Raw genomic sequence first — 16,309 nt, 5'->3', positions numbered from 1 at the left:
GACATTGTTGCCCGGCAGCGTCTCCTGTGCCGCCGTCGAGCAACCATGGGGCCCAGCCGAGGTGGCCGGCGCCGATCGGAGTCTGCCCGGCATCGCCGACGAAGTCGGTTGAGGATCCGAGGACATACCAGAAGGTCCCGCCGGGGATCTCCCCAGCCGTGTGCGTGTCGGTCACCGTGACCTTCGGCAGCTCGCCGGTGAACTGACGCACGAGGTGATCGGACCCGCTCTCGACGAGCGCGACCTCGGCGGCTGCGACGCTCAGGGCGAGTACGCCGGGTTCGGTGACCCGCGCGATCTCGACGAGAACGTCTACCCCCTCGTCCCCGTGCTGTTCTTCCGCGGCGGCCGTGGCGCTGACCGCAGCGACCAACATGAGGGCGCGAATGCCGAGGCCGTCACCCGCGACATGTTCCTGTGCAGTTTCAGGTTCTCTCTCCTTTGGATCTAAATGGTTCTAGATCTAAATGGTCGTGACTGAGACCGGCGGTTGGTCGGATGCGCTCAGCCGGCGCAGTTCACCGCGTCGAAGGAGACATCACGGCTGACCGAGACCTTCTCGCCGTCGATGACACCACTGGCCCAAACGGTCACAGAGCCTGCAGGCAGGTCCACCAGGCGAGAGGCGAAGAAATGGAACGCCTTCTTGCCCGCGACCACCTTCGGGAAGGACTTGGACCCATAAGGAGTCAGCACACTGACCCTGATCGGCACGCTCTCCCCATTCGTCACCGTCACCGCCACAAACGCCCTACCCGCAACACACCGCCCCTTCGCCAACACGTCAAACACGATCATCGGATTCGTGGGCGGCTCCGTGACCGTGAGCGGTGCCGTCGCCGTGAGCTCGCCGAAGGTGGCGCGCAGCGTGTACGTTCCCGCCGCGGTGCCATCGGGTACGACGACCTCAGCCCGGGCTGTTCCATCGATTCCCGCGGTCACCGAGCCAAGTGGGATCGCCCCGATATCGCTCACCAGCTCCAAGGCGTACTCTCCGTTGACGACGCCATCACGGAGGGAAACGCTGACAGGATCTCCGGATTGGACGCTCTCGGTGCCGAGAGCGATCGTCGGGGGTGTCTGGACTCGTGTGATCTCGAAGGAGTCGACGAGGAAGTATCCGGTGTTGGTGCTGCGCCCGACCACCGTGTGCGCCCCGTCTGCGAGCGTGCCGGTGTTGAACACTTGGGATTGGAAGATGCGCGTCGGGGTGCGCAGATCGACCCGCTGCCAGGCGCCGCCGTCGACCGAGAGCTCGATGACCGCCTCGTCGGAGTTGGTCTGCGTGCTCATGGTCAACCCTGTGCCCCAGAAGGACAGGGTGAATGAGCTGCCCTGTCCTTGCGTGGCGTCGATGTCGTTAAGGTAGCTCTTCGCACCGCCGCGCTTGTCGTTCTTCCAGTCCCATCCGGAACCGGAGTAGACGACGCCGGAGGTGTTGTTGATCTTCTCGACTCCGGTCGGCCGCACGAGGGCAACCGACACCAGGGCCTGGTTGCGCCACACGCCGAGCGAGACCGTCACGCCGCCGTGCATCGAGTTCCATTCCTTCCAGAAGCTGTTCTTGTCGGTGATGACGACCCCGTTGATCGACTGGATAACGTCGCCCGCCGTGAGCCCGGCGGCGGCTGCCGCACTTCCCGCCGGAACCGTCTTGAGGTAATACCCGGCGCTCTCGGAGAGACCGACGGAGGAAGCCAGGGCGGCAGAGTAGATGCCGCTCGTCTCCGCGCCGAGCCACGGCTCGATCCAGGAGTCGCGTGTTCCGCCCTCTGCCGCGGTCTCCCACGTCACGGGAGGCGTCGCCGCCGGGACGCCCGGCTTGCCGAAGGTGTCCATCGGGAAGTTGACGAAGCCGAGGCCAAGAGCCGGAGAGTCGGCGGCCAGGGTGTAGTCGAGCATCCCGGGGTGCTGCCAGGGGCTCTGCGGAGCACGCGGATTCGCGATCACCGAGTGCACGTCGTGGCCAGCCGCACGCCATGCGGCGTCGACGACCGAGACGGCGAGACCGTCGTTGAAGAAGGTGTTGTCGTCGTAGAAGATCCCCGAGAACGCCGGATCCGCCTGGATGAAGTAATACGGCGTCCTCGCGAAGGTGACGTTCTTGACGACCCGGTCCTCGTTGGCCGTGTAGGAGACATGGGAATGCACTCCGCCGTCGACGAGGATGTTGTTGCTCACGATCCGGCGATAGCCCTCGCGCAGTTTGATACCGGCGTTCAGAAGCAGGTTGTTGCTCAGCACGTAGTTGCCCGAACCGTCGTCGAGGTCGATGGCCCACTCTCGGTTGTGCCAGATGCGGTTGTGGTCGATCGTCGTCGGTTCGACGGCGTCCAGGAAGGCGTACGCCTTGCGCTGTTCCGCGCTCAGCCCGGATGCCGGCCAGAACCGGTCACGACCCCAGGAGTTGATCGGGCCGTGGTCACCCGTCTCCGTCACGAGATTGTAGAGATCGTTGCCGGAGATCAGGTGCCCGCCCCAGGTTCCGTCCCCGATGTTGATGCCGGCCCGCGGTCCGTCGTGAATGGTGTTGTTGAGCACCCGGATGCGGCTCGCGATCGAGACCTCCACCCCGGCGGTCTGCTTCTCGAATCGCCCCATCTCCGACATCAGATTGTTCGAGACGGTGAGTTCGCGCGGGTAGTCCTCGGTCTTCGGCCCTGGCGTCGTGTCGGTGATGGTGCGCACCTCGTGACCCCACGTCGAGTAGTCACGCACCGCGCAGCCGCAGCCGACGACGGCGACATCGCTCGCCCCCGAGCGGAAGAACACATTGTGGTCGACGACGTTCCCCTGCGCGTAGCCGTCGATGAAGACCGCGTTGCCGCCGACCTCGGTGAATCGTGACGAGCGGATGTCGACGCGCTGGGTGTTCTTCATGACCACCGAGCCCTGGCGGACGATCGCCCAGTCGCTGAGCGAGATCGGCTCGAAGGTGCCCGTGAACAAGGTGCGGTGCGTCTGGGTGAACGTCAGTCCGAGAAACTGGATGTCGTGCGCAGGCGACGACGAGTCGGCGCCCTGCACCCGGATGAGTTCGGGGATCTCGGCGGTTCGGAACGACGCCGTGTTCACGTCGACTCCGGCCGCCGGCCAGTAATACAACTTGTTCGCCGCCTTGTCATGGAACCACTCGCCGGGGGAGTCGAGTTCCTCGAAGATGTTCTCGACCATGCGGTAGGTGACATGCGGCTGGTCGCCGCGCTGGTTGTCGCCGACCCATTCGAGCACGGCGTTCCCATTGGAGACTCCCGTGATGCGATAGGAATTGCCGCCCCAGTCGTTGAGGTGCATGGCACGCACCTGCCCGGTCGTCGGGTTGGACCATGTCGCCACTCGTGCGGGCGCTATGGCGTCAGGCGCATAGCCGCCGAGCTTCTGGCCGGGCTGATAGTTCGGGTAGCGCGCCAGGATCTGCCGCTGGCCGTTCACGAAGAGCTGGTCGGTGTCGATGCCGACAGGGACGTCGGCCACCAAGATCTGACCCGCATGCGTCGACCAGCTCGGCGTCAGTGTCCGCCCGCCCGAGAGGATCGGCTGCGCGCCGTCCGCGGCCTTCCAGACCACGGGTGCGCCCGGCGTGCCGGAGTCCCGCTCGTCCAGAAGCACGGTCTGGTCGATGGAGTACTGCCCGTCGCCGAGTTCGACGGTGACCGGGGTCTCCCCCGCCTCGAGCGCGGTGCGCACACGCTGCCGCGCCTCGACCAGCGTGGCGATCGGCGCCGCGGCCGTTCCGGCTGCTGCGTCGTCGCCACCGGGCGAGACGATAATGACGGTCGGGGTCGCCGCTGCGGCTGGAACCGCCGACAGCGACACCCCGGCGAGGGCGAGGAAAGAGGAGGCGACGATCGCGGTCAGCGACCGCAGACTGCGTGCGGAACGAGCAGAACGACCAGTGGGCTTCATTGCACACCATTTCTCATCGAGTAGGCAGAAAATACATCTGATCTTTAAGGAAGTCGAAGCAATGCTATTTCCATAGTCCCGCTCCTTGTCAAGAGCTATGGCGTCAATTCATCCTATGTTTTGTTCACGCCGTGCGGAGACAAGCCCGCTGGCTCGTGCGCACGAGACGAAAGCGGGGCCGGGCACATGCCCGACCCCGCCCTGCCGGACTCGCGCCCGGTGAAACCTCTATTCGTTCCCGACAGCCTTGTCGGCCGCGTCACGCGCGCCCTCGACCTGATCCGAGAACTTGTCGCCAGTGACCTTGTTGGCGAGGTCGGCCGCACCATCGAGCAACTTGTCGCTGATGTCCTCAGCCTGGTCGCTCTTCAGGAATTCCTTGGCCTGGTTGGTCAGATCCTCAAGTCCCATGCGTTGTCCCTTCGGTAAGAATTCCGCCACGATCGAGGCGGCGCCCCTTCATTCTTGGGCGGAACGCCGTCCTTGTAAAGGGGGCGGACTCGTTTCCGACTTCGGCAGCCCTGCGAGAGGATGGGCGCATGACTGACTCACGACTCGCCGCGCCGCACCGCGCCGGCCCCGGCAGCGTCTCCGCGACGCGCACAGGAAACCGCACATACGAGGGGCGCAACGAACAGGGCGACACGGTGCTCATCGGACCGGCGGGAACCCCCGGCCACTTCTCACCCGGTGAGCTGTTCAAGCTGGCGCTGGCCGGCTGCGCGGGCATGAGCTCCGACCGGGTGATCTCCCGTCGGCTGGGCGACGACTACGAGGGGATCGTCTGGGCGCACGGCACCTCCGACGAGAAGGCGGACCGGTACTTCGCCGTCGACGAGGAGATCCTGCTCGATCTGGAGACCCTCGGCGAGAGCGAGCGGGCCACGCTCGCCACGATCATCGGCAAGGCGATCGACGCGAGCTGCACGATCGCCCGCAGCGTCAGGGACAGCGTCGAACTGAGCACGACCGTGAACGGTTCGCCTCTGCATTGACGGACAGCTGCCGCATCCGCGGGGCCGCCGGACGCACATCCGCACCGACGATTGAGGGGGTCGGGCCCAAAGGTCCGACCCCCTCATGGAGTCTCGAGAAGCTCGACCAGCGAGCTGCCGGAACTACTTGATGATCTTGACGACCGTGCCGGCGCCCACGGTGCGACCACCCTCACGGATGGCGAAACCGAGGCCCTCCTCCATGGCGATCGGCTGAATCAGCGCGACCGTCATGTCGGTGGTGTCGCCGGGCATGACCATCTCGGTGCCCTCTGGCAGCGTGATGACGCCGGTGACGTCGGTGGTACGGAAGTAGAACTGCGGGCGGTAGTTCGCATAGAACGGGTTGTGGCGGCCACCCTCATCCTTGGACAGGATGTAGGCGGTGCCCTCGAAGTCGGTGTGCGGCGTGACCGACCCCGGCTTCACGACAACCTGACCGCGCTCGACGTCTTCGCGCTTGGTGCCACGGAGGAGCAGACCACAGTTCTCGCCGGCCCAGGCCTCGTCGAGCTGCTTGTGGAACATCTCGATACCGGTGACCGTGGTCTTCTGCGTCGGGCGGATGCCGACGATCTCGACCTCGGAGTTGATGGCGAGGGTGCCGCGCTCTGCACGGCCGGTGACGACGGTTCCACGACCGGTGATCGTGAAGACGTCTTCGATCGGCATGAGGAACGGCTTGTCACGGTCACGCACGGGATCCGGAACGGACTCATCGACGGCGGCCATGAGGTCCAGAACGCTCTGGACCCACTTCTCGTCGCCCTCGAGGGCCTTGAGACCCGAGACGCGGATGACGGGAGCGTTGTCGCCGTCGAAACCCTGGCTGCTGAGGAGCTCACGCACCTCGAGCTCGACGAGCTCGAGGATCTCCTCGTCGTCGACCATGTCCGACTTGTTGAGCGCGACGAGCAGGTAGGGAACGCCGACCTGCTTGGCGAGCAGAACATGCTCACGGGTCTGAGCCATCGGCCCGTCGGTGGCGGCGACCACGAGGATCGCGCCGTCCATCTGAGCGGCACCGGTGATCATGTTCTTGATGTAGTCGGCGTGACCCGGGGCGTCAACGTGCGCGTAGTGGCGCTTCGGAGTCTCGTACTCGACATGCGAGATGTTGATCGTGATACCGCGCTGGCGCTCCTCGGGAGCGGAGTCGATCGACGCGAAGTCGCGCTGCACGTTCGTGGCCGACGGGTACTTGTCCGCCAGAACCTTCGAGATAGCAGCGGTCAGCGTAGTCTTGCCGTGGTCGACGTGACCGATCGTTCCGATGTTGACGTGCGGCTTAGTCCGCTCGAACTTGGCCTTAGCCACTGTGGGTCCTCCTCAGGATCCTCGTGTAGAAACCCCGGTCGACGGATTTCGACCGGCAGTTCTACGGGGTTTGTGTTGTTATGTTACGCGAACCCGGTGGCTCGCACTAACAGGGGCTATTCGCCCTTGTTCTTCTGGACGATCTCGTCGGAGACGGCCTTCGGAACCTCCGCGTAGCTCTCGAAGGTCATCGAGTACACCGCCCGGCCGGAGGTCTTGGACCTCAGGTCGCCGATGTAGCCGAACATCTCCGACAACGGAACGTTGGCGCGAATGACCTTCACACCGCTCGCGTCCTCCATGGACTGGATCTGACCGCGACGCGAGTTCAGGTCGCCGATGACGTCGCCCATGTACTCCTCGGGGGTGCGCACCTCGACGGACATGAGCGGCTCGAGCAAAACCGGGTTCGCCTTCCGAGCGGCTTCCTTGAAGCCCATCGATCCGGCGATCTTGAACGCCATCTCCGAGGAGTCGACGTCGTGAGCGGCGCCGTCGAGCAGGATCGCCTTGACGCCGACCATCGGGTACCCGGCGAGGATGCCGTACTGCATGGCATCCTGGAAACCGGCATCCACCGACGGGATGTACTCGCGCGGAATACGGCCACCGGTGACCTTATTGTCGAACTCGTACGTCGTCTCGGCCGTCACCTCGAGGGGCTCGAGGCCAAACTGGATCTTCGCGAACTGACCCGATCCTCCGGTCTGCTTCTTGTGGGTGTAGTCGTGCTTCTCGACGGCCTTCTTGATCGTCTCGCGGTAGGCGACCTGGGGCTTGCCCACGTTCGCCTCGACGTTGAACTCGCGCTTCATACGATCGACGAGGATGTCGAGGTGGAGCTCGCCCATGCCCTTGATGACCGTCTGACCGGTCTCCTGGTTCTGCTCGGTGCGGAACGTCGGGTCCTCTTCGGCGAGTTTCTGGATGGCCGTGCCGAGCTTCTCCTGGTCGGCCTTGGTCTTCGGCTCGATGGCGACCTCGATAACGGGCTCCGGGAACGACATCGACTCGAGAACGACCTGGTTGCTCGGGTCGCTCAGAGTGTCGCCGGTCGTGGTGTCCTTCAGACCGATGACGGCATAGATGTGACCGGCGGTAACGAAGTCGACCGGGTTCTCCTTGTTGGCGTGCATCTGAAAGATCTTGCCGATGCGCTCCTTCTTGCCCTTGGTCGAGTTGACGACCTGGGCACCGCTGTCGAGGCGGCCGGAGTAGACGCGAACGTAGGTGAGGCGACCGAAGAACGGGTGCACGGCGACCTTGAACGCGAGGGCCGAGAACGGATCGGTCGCGTCGGCGTGACGGAGCACGACCTTCTCCTCGTCGCGCGCATCGTGAGCCTCGATGGCCGGAACGTCGAGCGGGGAGGGGAGGTAGTCGATCACGGCGTCGAGCATCGGCTGCACACCACGGTTCTTGAAGGCGGAGCCGCAGAGAACCGGGTAGATCTCGCTGTTGACGGTGAGCTTGCGAATCGCGCCCTTGATCTCGGCGACGGTCAGCTCCTCGCCACCGAAGTACTTCTCCAGCAGCGCGTCATCGCTCTCGGCCACGGTCTCGAGCAGGGCGTGACGGTACTCGTCCGCCTTCTGCTTGAGGTCTGCGGGGATCTCCTCGATGGCGTACTTGGCGCCCATCTCGACGTCACCCTTCGCATCGCCACGCCAGGTGAGCGCGCGCATCTCGACGAGGTCGACGACGCCCTCGAAATCCGACTCGGAGCCGATCGGCAGCTGGATGACCAGCGGCTTGGCGCCGAGGCGGTTGATGATCGTGTCGACGGTGAAGTAGAAGTCCGCGCCGAGCTTGTCCATCTTGTTGACGAAACAGATGCGGGGAACGTCGTACTTGTCGGCCTGACGCCACACGGTCTCGGACTGGGGCTCGACGCCCTCCTTGCCGTCGAACACTGCGACGGCGCCGTCGAGCACGCGGAGCGAACGCTCCACCTCGACGGTGAAGTCGACGTGGCCGGGGGTGTCGATGATGTTGATCTGGTTCTTGTTCCAGTAACAGGTCGTCGCGGCCGACGTGATGGTGATGCCGCGCTCCTGCTCCTGCGCCATCCAGTCCATCGTGGAGGCGCCGTCGTGGGTCTCACCGATCTTGTGGTTGACACCCGTGTAGAACAGGATGCGCTCAGTCGTAGTGGTCTTACCGGCATCGATGTGGGCCATGATGCCGATGTTGCGGACCTTGCTCAGGTCGGTGAGCACGTCAAGTGCCACGGGTATCCTCCGAAAGTTGTGGGTGGGGGTGTCGAACGCGGCATCCGCCGATCGGGCTCGTCGAGAACCGATGATCTCGACGAGCCCGGTCGACGAAGAGCGGCTACCAGCGGTAGTGCGCGAATGCCTTGTTCGACTCGGCCATCTTGTGGGTGTCCTCACGACGCTTGACCGCGGCGCCGAGGCCATTGGATGCGTCGAGGATCTCGTTGGTGAGGCGCTCGGTCATGGTCTTCTCGCGGCGGGCCTTGGCGTAGCTGGTGAGCCAGCGCAGCGCCAGGGTGTTCGCACGGTGCGGCTTGACCTCGACGGGAACCTGGTAGGTGGAGCCGCCGACGCGGCGCGAACGGACCTCGAGGGTCGGGCGCACGTTGTCGAGGGCCTTCTTGAGCGTGACGACGGCATCCTGACCGTTCTTGGCCGCGACGCCTTCGAGTGCGTCGTAGACGATGCGCTCGGCGAGGCCTTTCTTGCCGTCGAGCAGGATCTTGTTGACGAGCTGGCTGACGATGGGGGCGCCGTAGACGGGGTCGGCGACGACGGGACGCTTCGGGGCTGGACCCTTGCGAGGCATTACTTCTTCTCCATCTTCGCGCCGTAGCGGCTGCGAGCCTGCTTGCGGTTCTTGACCGCCTGGGTGTCCAGAGCGCCGCGAACGATCTTGTAACGAACGCCCGGGAGGTCTTTCACACGACCGCCGCGGACGAGCACCATCGAGTGCTCCTGCAGGTTGTGGCCCTCGCCGGGAATGTAGGCGGTGACCTCGGTGCCGTTGGAGAGCTTCACACGAGCGACCTTGCGCAGAGCCGAGTTCGGCTTCTTCGGCGTGGTCGTGTAGACGCGGGTGCATACGCCGCGCTGCTGAGGGTTGGCCTTTAGGGCGGGGGCCTTGGTCTTGGTGACCTTCGGCGAGCGACCCTTCCGGACCAACTGCTGAATCGTTGGCACTCTCTGTTACTCCTTATTGTCGCTGCACGGTGACAGCCGATGCATGGTGACTAGCATTCGACAGACACCTCGTCGAGGTGTGCCGAGTTCACTTGGACCCACCGCGGCAACGGGCCGAAGCCTGCGCTGTGGTGGGTATGCCGTGGGGGCCGCTTCATGGGAAGCAAACCCTGGTTTGCGCGGAGTGCCTGGGAGCCTGGCCCTTGCGTCTCGCAAAGTCATCACGAGGGCATGATTCAAGCGCACGACAAAGCGCACACTGGGAAAATACTATCCTGCCGTGTCGCTCCGGTCAAATGGCCGACGCCGTGCAATGGCCGTGATCACAGACCCGGGAGGCCGACGTGCAGCGACCGGATCACCCGTTCGGCCACAGTGGCGAGTCGAGCTGGCGCTCAAGGTCGGCGAGCAGGGCGACGACCTGCGGCTCGACGTGCTCGGCGATGCCACGGGCGATGCGTTCGCGGTGCTGCAGAAGCTCGTTGCAGACCCGGCGCCCGACCTGGCGGGCGAACTCGTCGGCGAGCTTGACCTCGGCACGGATCGCCGCTTTCTCCTCGTCGGAGAGCGGGTCCGCTTCGGGTTGGACCTGCTCCGCCGCCGCCTCCTGTGCGAGCTCACCGAGGGTGAAGAGGAAGGGCTGGTCCCGCTCCGGCTCCGGATCGAGTTCGAGACCCGTCGCCTCGGGGTCGAGACCGTCGGCCGGCCGGTACGGGCGGGCGAGCTTGCGCTTCTCGGCGAGGGCGATCTCGCGGTGCAGCAGAGGAAGATTGCGGTCGGTGTAGTCGTCGACGGCGGCATCCACGATCAGCTTCATCCGCATCGACAAGGCATGCTGCACCGCATGCGGAACATCGGTGGTCAGGCCCGCAGCGGCGATCACCGGCGAACCGAAGCAGCGGCGGCAGAGGCGCGTTCGACCACGGTGCGTTCCCGGGCGCCACCGTGGCAGCCAACGCAACCAATTGTCGACCTCGTGGCTGGCACGGGCCTCGATCGAGCCTTCCATCGGTCCTCACGGTACTCCTCCACGGCCGATCGTGCGCAAACCTCAGTGGAATGCGCCGGCCGGCGCCGCGACGGATCGACTTCGCGCGCTCAGCCGGCGCCGACCGGGCATTCGCCGCCTGACCGCGCGGAGACGTACTCGAACGCGATCACCTCACCCCGACCGGGTTCTGGCGATGCCTCGACCGCCACCGTCCCCGGCCCCGACATCACCCACCTGGAGATCACACTGAAGCGGATGTCCGCCGGCGCACGAGAACACGCCTGGTGCACCTGCCCATCCGGCAGGTGCACCGCTCGAGGATGGGTCATTGCGTGATCGTGAACGAACATGTGACCAAGCTGGCATCCCGGTTTTCCTCTCTCGCCAGCTGTTCTCCTGAACCATCGGCCACTCGACACCCGAGACGGGGAACGGAGAACGAGTCATCCAACCGGACGAGACTGTTGGCGGCAAGAACCTTATACTCGTAGTTTCCCGTCGGAAGGGACCCCGAGTACGAGTACGACTGGGTAAAGTTGCCGTGCTCGTCGGCCACTGCTTTGGACGAGCCTCCGCCGTAGAATCTCCCGTTCAACCACAGCGTGCCCAAGACGATCACAGACGTGCCTCTGTCGATTTCACCGACATTCCCGAACTCACCTATCGTGATACTTGTCTCCTCGCTTGCGTTCGCTGGCACGACCGCGCCCGCGACAAGTGCCGCCGAGGCCATCACGGCAGCCCCAGCTGCTCCGAAGAGTTTCCTCACTGTCTTGGTTGTCATCGCTTCATCCCCTTTACTGATTTACTGAGACCGCTATCGAGCGCGGGCTCCTTCCAGCCAACACGACAAGCACGGTGGAAGCATCCATCCCAAGAGCACTTTGGCGAGAGGTATCGATCGCGGCGGCCAGGAACGGCAGCGCGTCCAGGTCCGGGTTCAATGGAATGTGCCGGATAACGCCGCGGCGGGTCGCGCGCGAACCTCGACCGCGGCGGGTCGCGCGCGAACCTCGACCGCGGCGCGTTTCGGGCGCTTAGCCGGCGCGGGCCGAGCATTCGTCACGTGTCATCCGGCAGATGCACCGCAGCGAGGATGGGTCATTTCCCGATCGTGAACGAGCACGTGACGGAGCGGGTATCCCGCTTTTCCTCTCTCGCCAACTCTTTTCCGGAATCCTCGACCACTCGACACCCCAGGCTGGGGGCGACGAACGACGTGTCCGACCAGTCGACGAGGGACATCTGGTACTCCCAATCTCCCGTAGGGAGATCCACCGTGGGATACGCCCGGGTAAAGTCGCCATGCTCGTCGATCACCGGATCGGACGAGCCTCCGTCGTAGTACTTCCCGTTCAACCGCAATGTGCCCGAGACGCTCACAGACTTGCCTACGCCGATATGCCCGAACTCTTCGATCGTGATATGCGACTCCCCGCTCGCGTTCGCGGGTACTGTCGCGCCCGCGACCAGCACCAGCGAGGCCATCACGACGGTCCCCGCTGCCCCGAGTAGTTTCCGCACTGTCTTTATTGTCATCGTTTCATCCCCTTACTGTTGGAAGCCGCTGTTGAGCGCGACCTCCTTCCAGCCAACACGATAGGCACGGTGGAGACATCCGCCCAAAGAGCCACCTGGGGGGATCAAAGGTTGTAGTGGGCGTGGTAGCGGGTTCCGGTCTGGGCAGGCATCCCGCCGCACACCGTCGGTCGCGGCGCTTCTCCCCCACACCAATGCTGAGAAGGTCGAGCTCCTGCGCCGACCCGCGGAGGTCGATAGCGCTCGACGGTCGCGCGCGACCTCGGTTTCAATTGGTGCCCTTTACCCCTAGGCGCGCAGGGCGGAGATCTTCACTGCCGATACGCGGATGCGAAACGGCAGAAGCTCCCCCGGTTCCGCCAGGAGGGTGTCTCACGTCGAACCGCTGCCGCACGGCTCGGCATTGAGGCGCATCAGTCGCTGGACTGTGCCAAGGGCATCCGGGTGTTCTCAAAGGGCCGGGTCTATCCGGGTCAGGTCTATCCGGGTCGGGTCTATCCGGGCCGGGTCTATCCGGGCCGGGTCTATCCGGGCCGGGTCTATCCGGATGGACGCGCGGTGCTCTATCGGCCGGCCGAGATGCCGAGATGCCGAGATGCCGAGATGCCGAGAACATGAAAAGGCGATCCACCCGGAAGCCGCACCGCGATCCCAATGCCCGCGCTGAGCAGTCCGCGACAGCCTGATCGCCGCGATCTCCGGGTTGCCCGCCGGTCTTCGCCACATCCTCGTCCGCGGGTGGGACAACTTGCCTCGTCGCCCGTCCATCCGGCAGATGCGCCGGCGCGAAGATGGAGTCATTGCCCGATCGTGAACGAACACGTGACCGAGCGGGTATTCAGGTTCTGCTCTCTCGCCAGCTCTCTTCCGAAACGGTCCACCACTCGACACCCCAGGCTGGGGGCGACGAACGACGTGTCCGACCAGTCGAGAACGGACATCTGGTACTCCCAGTCTCCCGTAGGGAGCGCCACCGTGGGATACGACCGGAAGAAGCTGCCGCGCTCGTCGATCACCGGATCGGACGAGCCTCCGTCGTGGAGCTTCCCGTTCAACCGCAAGGTGCCCGCGACGCCCGCAGACGCGCCCGCGCCGAAATGCCCGAACTCGCCGATCGTGACAGGCGACTCCCCGCTCACGTTCGTGGGCACTGCCGTGCCCGCGACCAGCACCAGCGAGGCCATCACGACAGCCCTCGCTGCCTCCACTAGATCCCGCGTCCTCGTTGCCATCGTTTCATCCCCATACCGTCGAAAGCCCCCATTGAGCGCGACCTCCTTCCACCCAACACGACAAACGCACTGGAGGTGTCCACCAAAAGGACCGCTCAGGAGCGCCAAAGGTTGTAGTCGCCGTGAAGAGCAGCAGCAGGTTCCGGTCCGGCAGGCATCCCGGCGGTCAATCCTGCCGCAGGACGGACCGGTCACAAGCGGGCGCACCACCGATAGCCGCCATCAGCGCGTAGGCGATGGCGGCAACGAGGGCTATGAGAACTCCTGCACCCCAGTTGCCTCTTCCTTTGGGCGGGGACGGGGCTTGCACATGAATTGGCACCCCCCGCGGGGGCCGATGAACGACTCGTCGGACGGGTTCAGCTCACCAGCGGCAAGTACCTGATATTCGTAGTCTCCCGTAGGGAGCGCCACCGTGGGATACGACCGGAAGAAGCTGCCGCGCTCGTCGATCACCGGATCGGACGAGCCTCCGTCGTGGAGCTTCCCGTTCAACCGCAAGGTGCCCGCGACGCCCGCAGACGCGCCCGCGCCGAAATGCCCGAACTCGCCGATCGTGACAGGCGACTCCCCGCTCACGTTCGTGGGCACTGCCGTGCCCGCGACCAGCACCAGCGAGGCCATCACGACAGCCCTCGCTGCCTCCACTAGATCCCGCGTCCTCGTTGCCATCGTTTCATCCCCATACCGTCGAAAGCCCCCATTGAGCGCGACCTCCTTCCACCCAACACGACAAACGCACTGGAGGTGTCCACCAAAAGGACCGCTCAGGAGCGCCAAAGGTTGTAGTCGCCGTGAAGAGCAGCAGCAGGTTCCGGTCCGGCAGGCATCCCGGCGGTCAATCCTGCCGCAGGACGGACCGGTCACAAGCGGGCGCACCACCGATAGCCGCCATCAGCGCGTAGGCGACATCCGACGACAGCTTTCCGGAGCCTGAGAGCGGGGCACGCCATCAGTCGCCGTGCTTCTCCCACGGCCATAGCGGACGCCGCCCCCCGTGCAGTCGCCGCAACAGCACGAGCACATAGAGCAACGCGACGAGGAACGCCAGCCCCGCCACCGCGAAGGTGAACGGGCGCACGAGGTGATGCCCGAAGAACAGCACGGCATCGAGCAGCTGCGCCGTCGTCGTCGAGTACGCGAGCGCCCCCGAGAGCAGGTAGGCGGCCGTCACCGCGAAAGCCGCTCCCAGAACCCGACCGACCGGGATCCGCCGCGACGCTGCGCTCATGGGCGCGCCGATCATGAGCAGAGCGAAGAAGAGCACGATGGTGGCGGATGCGACCATGACAGGTCCGACGAGCGGACCGGCCTCCGCCTCGTCGATGACGTTGCCAGCGCCATAGAGGCTCGCGAATCCGAAGGCGCAGACGACGAACGCTACGTAAGCCACCACCGCGAAGAGCGCGAGCACGAGGGGGTACCACGCGTCACGCTGCGGCTGGTGGTCGGCAGCCATGTTCCGTCCGTCACTGACGGCTGAGGCTCGGACCTCCAGCCAGTATCCGATCGTATTCCTTCATGGCGGCGAGATTGCCGGCCGTGACCTTGCGCCCTTGGGAGGCGATCCAGGCCCCGAACCAGACCGGAACCTCCCGCGCGATGACGGCGGCGGCGATCGCGAGCGGATCCAACCAGCGTTGGGAGACGAATCCGGCCGCCTCCGACGGAGTCATGTTCCACGCCTGCACGGTCAGGAGCGAGCCTCCGATGTAGGAGAGGTAGACGACAATCGCCACCGCGAAGGCGCCCAAGACGTAGGCCCACCAGCCGCCGCGGTTGACGATGGCGACGAGCACGGTCAACGCGAGGAAGAAGAAGACGACCGGCACGTAAAAGACAGGCAAGGTGAGAAACTGGGCAAACGACTCGTTCGTGGTCGTTACGTCCGCCACGCCACGGAGTGTTCCGTAGTACACGCCGATGAGGTAGGTGACCCCTGAGTAGATCAGCGCGTAAGCGACGACGGCAACGAGGGCGATGAGGATTCCAGCACCCCGGTTGCCCTTGTCCTTGGGCGGGGTCGGGGCTTGTACGTAGACCGGTTGCGGCGCCTGGACACCAGAGAGAGAGTACGGCTCCGGGGTGAAGGTCTGCGATTCCGGGACGAGGGTGGCCGCACCCGCCGCGACGCCTGCCTCGGCGATCGTCGCGGCCGGGACGTAGGTCTCCCGCTTGACGGCTTCGGCGGAAACCGGCCCAGGCACGACGGTTTCGACCACGTCGCTCGCCGGTGCCTCGCTCATGCCCGCCGCCTGCGCGTCGCTCACGTTCTCAAGCACGGCCTCCGTGTCGGCGGTCGACTCCTGGGGAGCCTCTGCTCCCGGCGTGGTGTTGCTCATGCTGATACTCCTCCCGCGCCCGATGGGCACCCGTTTCAAGCGTCACTTTAGCAATGCGACCGCCCGGATCACGGATGCCCCGCGGCGGAACCCCTGAAACCCTACTCCGGGAACAACGTGCTGACGATGTCATGGGTGTAGCCGTCCGGAGCGGTGTTTACCCAGCGTGTCGCGACCCACACCCCGTCGCGCAGGAAGTGGGACTCTCCGAACGAGCCGGCCTCCTCGTTCGACTCGGTCACGCACCGCGTTCCACCGAGTTCCCCATAACAGTCGAAACCCAGCCTCTGCATCAGCTCGATGGTCGACGCCTGCTGCTCGGCCGTGACGTAGGCGATGTCGGTCGTGAGGCCGACATCGCCGCCCCCACTCGCCTTGACCCAATGGCAGACGAGACCAGTCGTCGCCTCGAGCACAGTCCCGAGGCCGACGTCGTTCGTCGCGTACGGTTTGGGCGAGCGGCTGGGATCGTTGGTCCAGTCCGGGTTGAGCACGAGAAGCGGGCCGAGTTGCGCTGCCCAGTCGTTCGTGTAGATGTCGACGCACGTAGCGGGCCTGACGAAACCGGGAATCTCGGGCTCCGGAGTCGGAACGGGGGTCGGAGCGGTCGTCACGACCGGGGTCGGACGCGACGCCAAACCCGCTGCGTCCGTCGACTCGGCACCACTCAGCCGGGATCCGCCTGCCATGAAACCGGCGATCACAGCCGTACCCACGAGCAGGATCGCAACGACGGTCGTCAGCCAGAAGACAGGCCTCCTCGCGAGAGGCGGCTTGACTGGTGGCTCAGTTGCGGTCATCCCGCCAG

Annotated in this window: 17 protein-coding genes; 2 read left to right on the top strand and 15 right to left on the bottom strand. The window is 65.1% G+C overall.

Features of this window, described 5'->3' with window-relative positions; genetic code table 11:
• Positions 1 to 160 precede the first annotated feature (160 nt).
• Positions 161 to 451 carry a hypothetical protein gene (locus ACFQB0_RS12190; protein WP_386731955.1) on the top strand — a complete coding sequence of 97 codons (291 nt, stop codon included), beginning with the start codon at positions 161 to 163 and terminating at the stop codon, positions 449 to 451.
• Between the two features lie 53 nt (positions 452 to 504).
• On the opposite strand, the gene ACFQB0_RS12185 is transcribed toward ACFQB0_RS12190, so the two are convergent.
• Both ACFQB0_RS12185 and ACFQB0_RS12180 read right to left on the bottom strand, forming a co-directional pair.
• Positions 505 to 3,906: a right-handed parallel beta-helix repeat-containing protein gene (locus tag ACFQB0_RS12185; RefSeq protein ID WP_386731952.1), complete on the bottom strand. Its 3,402-nt coding sequence runs from the start codon at positions 3,904 to 3,906 to the stop codon at positions 505 to 507.
• A 228-nt stretch (positions 3,907 to 4,134) separates the two neighbouring features.
• Positions 4,135 to 4,317, bottom strand: a complete 183-nt coding sequence (locus tag ACFQB0_RS12180; RefSeq protein ID WP_386731949.1) for an antitoxin — start codon at positions 4,315 to 4,317, stop codon at positions 4,135 to 4,137.
• A 128-nt stretch (positions 4,318 to 4,445) separates the two neighbouring features.
• On the opposite strand from ACFQB0_RS12180, the gene ACFQB0_RS12175 reads away from it, so the two are divergent.
• On the top strand, positions 4,446 to 4,901 hold the full coding sequence (locus tag ACFQB0_RS12175; protein WP_386731947.1) for an OsmC family protein: 456 nt from the start codon (positions 4,446 to 4,448) through the stop codon (positions 4,899 to 4,901).
• 123 nt (positions 4,902 to 5,024) lie between these two features.
• Here ACFQB0_RS12175 and tuf read toward each other — a convergent pair whose 3' ends face one another.
• From tuf to ACFQB0_RS12110, 13 genes are all read right to left on the bottom strand, one after another.
• Positions 5,025 to 6,218: an elongation factor Tu gene (gene tuf, locus ACFQB0_RS12170; RefSeq protein WP_386731944.1), complete on the bottom strand. Its 1,194-nt coding sequence runs from the start codon at positions 6,216 to 6,218 to the stop codon at positions 5,025 to 5,027.
• 116 nt (positions 6,219 to 6,334) lie between these two features.
• Positions 6,335 to 8,449 (bottom strand): elongation factor G, encoded by a 2,115-nt coding sequence (gene fusA / locus ACFQB0_RS12165; RefSeq protein ID WP_386731941.1) that lies wholly within the window; start codon positions 8,447 to 8,449, stop codon positions 6,335 to 6,337.
• Positions 8,450 to 8,552: 103 nt separating this feature from the next.
• Positions 8,553 to 9,023 carry a 30S ribosomal protein S7 gene (rpsG, locus tag ACFQB0_RS12160; RefSeq protein ID WP_047405385.1) on the bottom strand — a complete coding sequence of 157 codons (471 nt, stop codon included), beginning with the start codon at positions 9,021 to 9,023 and terminating at the stop codon, positions 8,553 to 8,555.
• Positions 9,023 to 9,397, bottom strand: a complete 375-nt coding sequence (gene rpsL, locus ACFQB0_RS12155) for a 30S ribosomal protein S12 (RefSeq protein ID WP_055787040.1) — start codon at positions 9,395 to 9,397, stop codon at positions 9,023 to 9,025. The genes rpsG and rpsL overlap by 1 nt, the downstream gene beginning before the upstream one ends.
• 358 nt (positions 9,398 to 9,755) lie before the next feature.
• Positions 9,756 to 10,406, bottom strand: coding sequence for a spermidine/putrescine ABC transporter substrate-binding protein (locus ACFQB0_RS12150; protein ID WP_386731937.1), 651 nt, complete (start codon positions 10,404 to 10,406; stop codon positions 9,756 to 9,758).
• Between the two features lie 89 nt (positions 10,407 to 10,495).
• The gene (locus tag ACFQB0_RS12145; protein ID WP_386731935.1) at positions 10,496 to 10,717 is read right to left on the bottom strand and encodes a hypothetical protein; all 222 of its coding nucleotides are present in this window, start codon (positions 10,715 to 10,717) and stop codon (positions 10,496 to 10,498) included.
• A complete protein-coding gene (locus tag ACFQB0_RS12140) occupies positions 10,714 to 11,172 on the bottom strand; it encodes a hypothetical protein (protein WP_386731932.1) in 459 nt (152 codons plus the stop codon). Before ACFQB0_RS12140 ends, ACFQB0_RS12145 begins: the two co-directional genes overlap by 4 nt.
• 317 nt (positions 11,173 to 11,489) lie before the next feature.
• The gene (locus ACFQB0_RS12135; RefSeq protein WP_386731930.1) at positions 11,490 to 11,927 is read right to left on the bottom strand and encodes a hypothetical protein; all 438 of its coding nucleotides are present in this window, start codon (positions 11,925 to 11,927) and stop codon (positions 11,490 to 11,492) included.
• A gap of 797 nt (positions 11,928 to 12,724) precedes the next feature.
• Positions 12,725 to 13,111 (bottom strand): hypothetical protein, encoded by a 387-nt coding sequence (locus ACFQB0_RS12130; RefSeq protein ID WP_386731927.1) that lies wholly within the window; start codon positions 13,109 to 13,111, stop codon positions 12,725 to 12,727.
• A 300-nt stretch (positions 13,112 to 13,411) separates the two neighbouring features.
• Positions 13,412 to 13,783, bottom strand: a complete 372-nt coding sequence (locus ACFQB0_RS12125; protein ID WP_386731925.1) for a hypothetical protein — start codon at positions 13,781 to 13,783, stop codon at positions 13,412 to 13,414.
• 328 nt (positions 13,784 to 14,111) lie between these two features.
• Complete coding sequence (locus ACFQB0_RS12120; RefSeq protein WP_386731923.1) at positions 14,112 to 14,618, bottom strand: DUF6121 family protein; 507 nt, start codon at positions 14,616 to 14,618, stop codon at positions 14,112 to 14,114.
• A 10-nt stretch (positions 14,619 to 14,628) separates the two neighbouring features.
• Positions 14,629 to 15,501: a hypothetical protein gene (locus tag ACFQB0_RS12115; protein WP_386731921.1), complete on the bottom strand. Its 873-nt coding sequence runs from the start codon at positions 15,499 to 15,501 to the stop codon at positions 14,629 to 14,631.
• Between the two features lie 101 nt (positions 15,502 to 15,602).
• Positions 15,603 to 16,301: a hypothetical protein gene (locus ACFQB0_RS12110; RefSeq protein WP_386731920.1), complete on the bottom strand. Its 699-nt coding sequence runs from the start codon at positions 16,299 to 16,301 to the stop codon at positions 15,603 to 15,605.
• Between the last annotated feature and the right edge of the window lie 8 nt (positions 16,302 to 16,309).

Source organism: Luethyella okanaganae, assembly GCF_042660285.1.
GTDB classification, from domain to species: Bacteria; Actinomycetota; Actinomycetes; order Actinomycetales; family Microbacteriaceae; genus Luethyella; species Luethyella okanaganae.
This window is presented reverse-complemented; position numbering and strand designations above follow the sequence as displayed.

Coding starts and splice junctions, on each gene's coding strand:
- rpsG (WP_047405385.1), bottom strand. CDS start 9,023: ATGCCTCGCAAGGGTCCAGCCCCGAAGCGTCCCGTCGTCGCCGACCCC.
- ACFQB0_RS12185 (WP_386731952.1), bottom strand. CDS start 3,906: ATGAAGCCCACTGGTCGTTCTGCTCGTTCCGCACGCAGTCTGCGGTCG.
- ACFQB0_RS12125 (WP_386731925.1), bottom strand. CDS start 13,783: ATGGCCTCGCTGGTGCTGGTCGCGGGCACGGCAGTGCCCACGAACGTG.
- ACFQB0_RS12130 (WP_386731927.1), bottom strand. CDS start 13,111: ATGGCCTCGCTGGTGCTGGTCGCGGGCACGGCAGTGCCCACGAACGTG.
- ACFQB0_RS12180 (WP_386731949.1), bottom strand. CDS start 4,317: ATGGGACTTGAGGATCTGACCAACCAGGCCAAGGAATTCCTGAAGAGC.
- ACFQB0_RS12150 (WP_386731937.1), bottom strand. CDS start 10,406: ATGGAAGGCTCGATCGAGGCCCGTGCCAGCCACGAGGTCGACAATTGG.
- ACFQB0_RS12120 (WP_386731923.1), bottom strand. CDS start 14,618: ATGGCTGCCGACCACCAGCCGCAGCGTGACGCGTGGTACCCCCTCGTG.
- ACFQB0_RS12175 (WP_386731947.1), top strand. CDS start 4,446: ATGACTGACTCACGACTCGCCGCGCCGCACCGCGCCGGCCCCGGCAGC.
- ACFQB0_RS12145 (WP_386731935.1), bottom strand. CDS start 10,717: ATGACCCATCCTCGAGCGGTGCACCTGCCGGATGGGCAGGTGCACCAG.
- ACFQB0_RS12140 (WP_386731932.1), bottom strand. CDS start 11,172: ATGACAACCAAGACAGTGAGGAAACTCTTCGGAGCAGCTGGGGCTGCC.
- ACFQB0_RS12135 (WP_386731930.1), bottom strand. CDS start 11,927: ATGACAATAAAGACAGTGCGGAAACTACTCGGGGCAGCGGGGACCGTC.
- ACFQB0_RS12110 (WP_386731920.1), bottom strand. CDS start 16,301: ATGACCGCAACTGAGCCACCAGTCAAGCCGCCTCTCGCGAGGAGGCCT.
- ACFQB0_RS12115 (WP_386731921.1), bottom strand. CDS start 15,501: ATGAGCAACACCACGCCGGGAGCAGAGGCTCCCCAGGAGTCGACCGCC.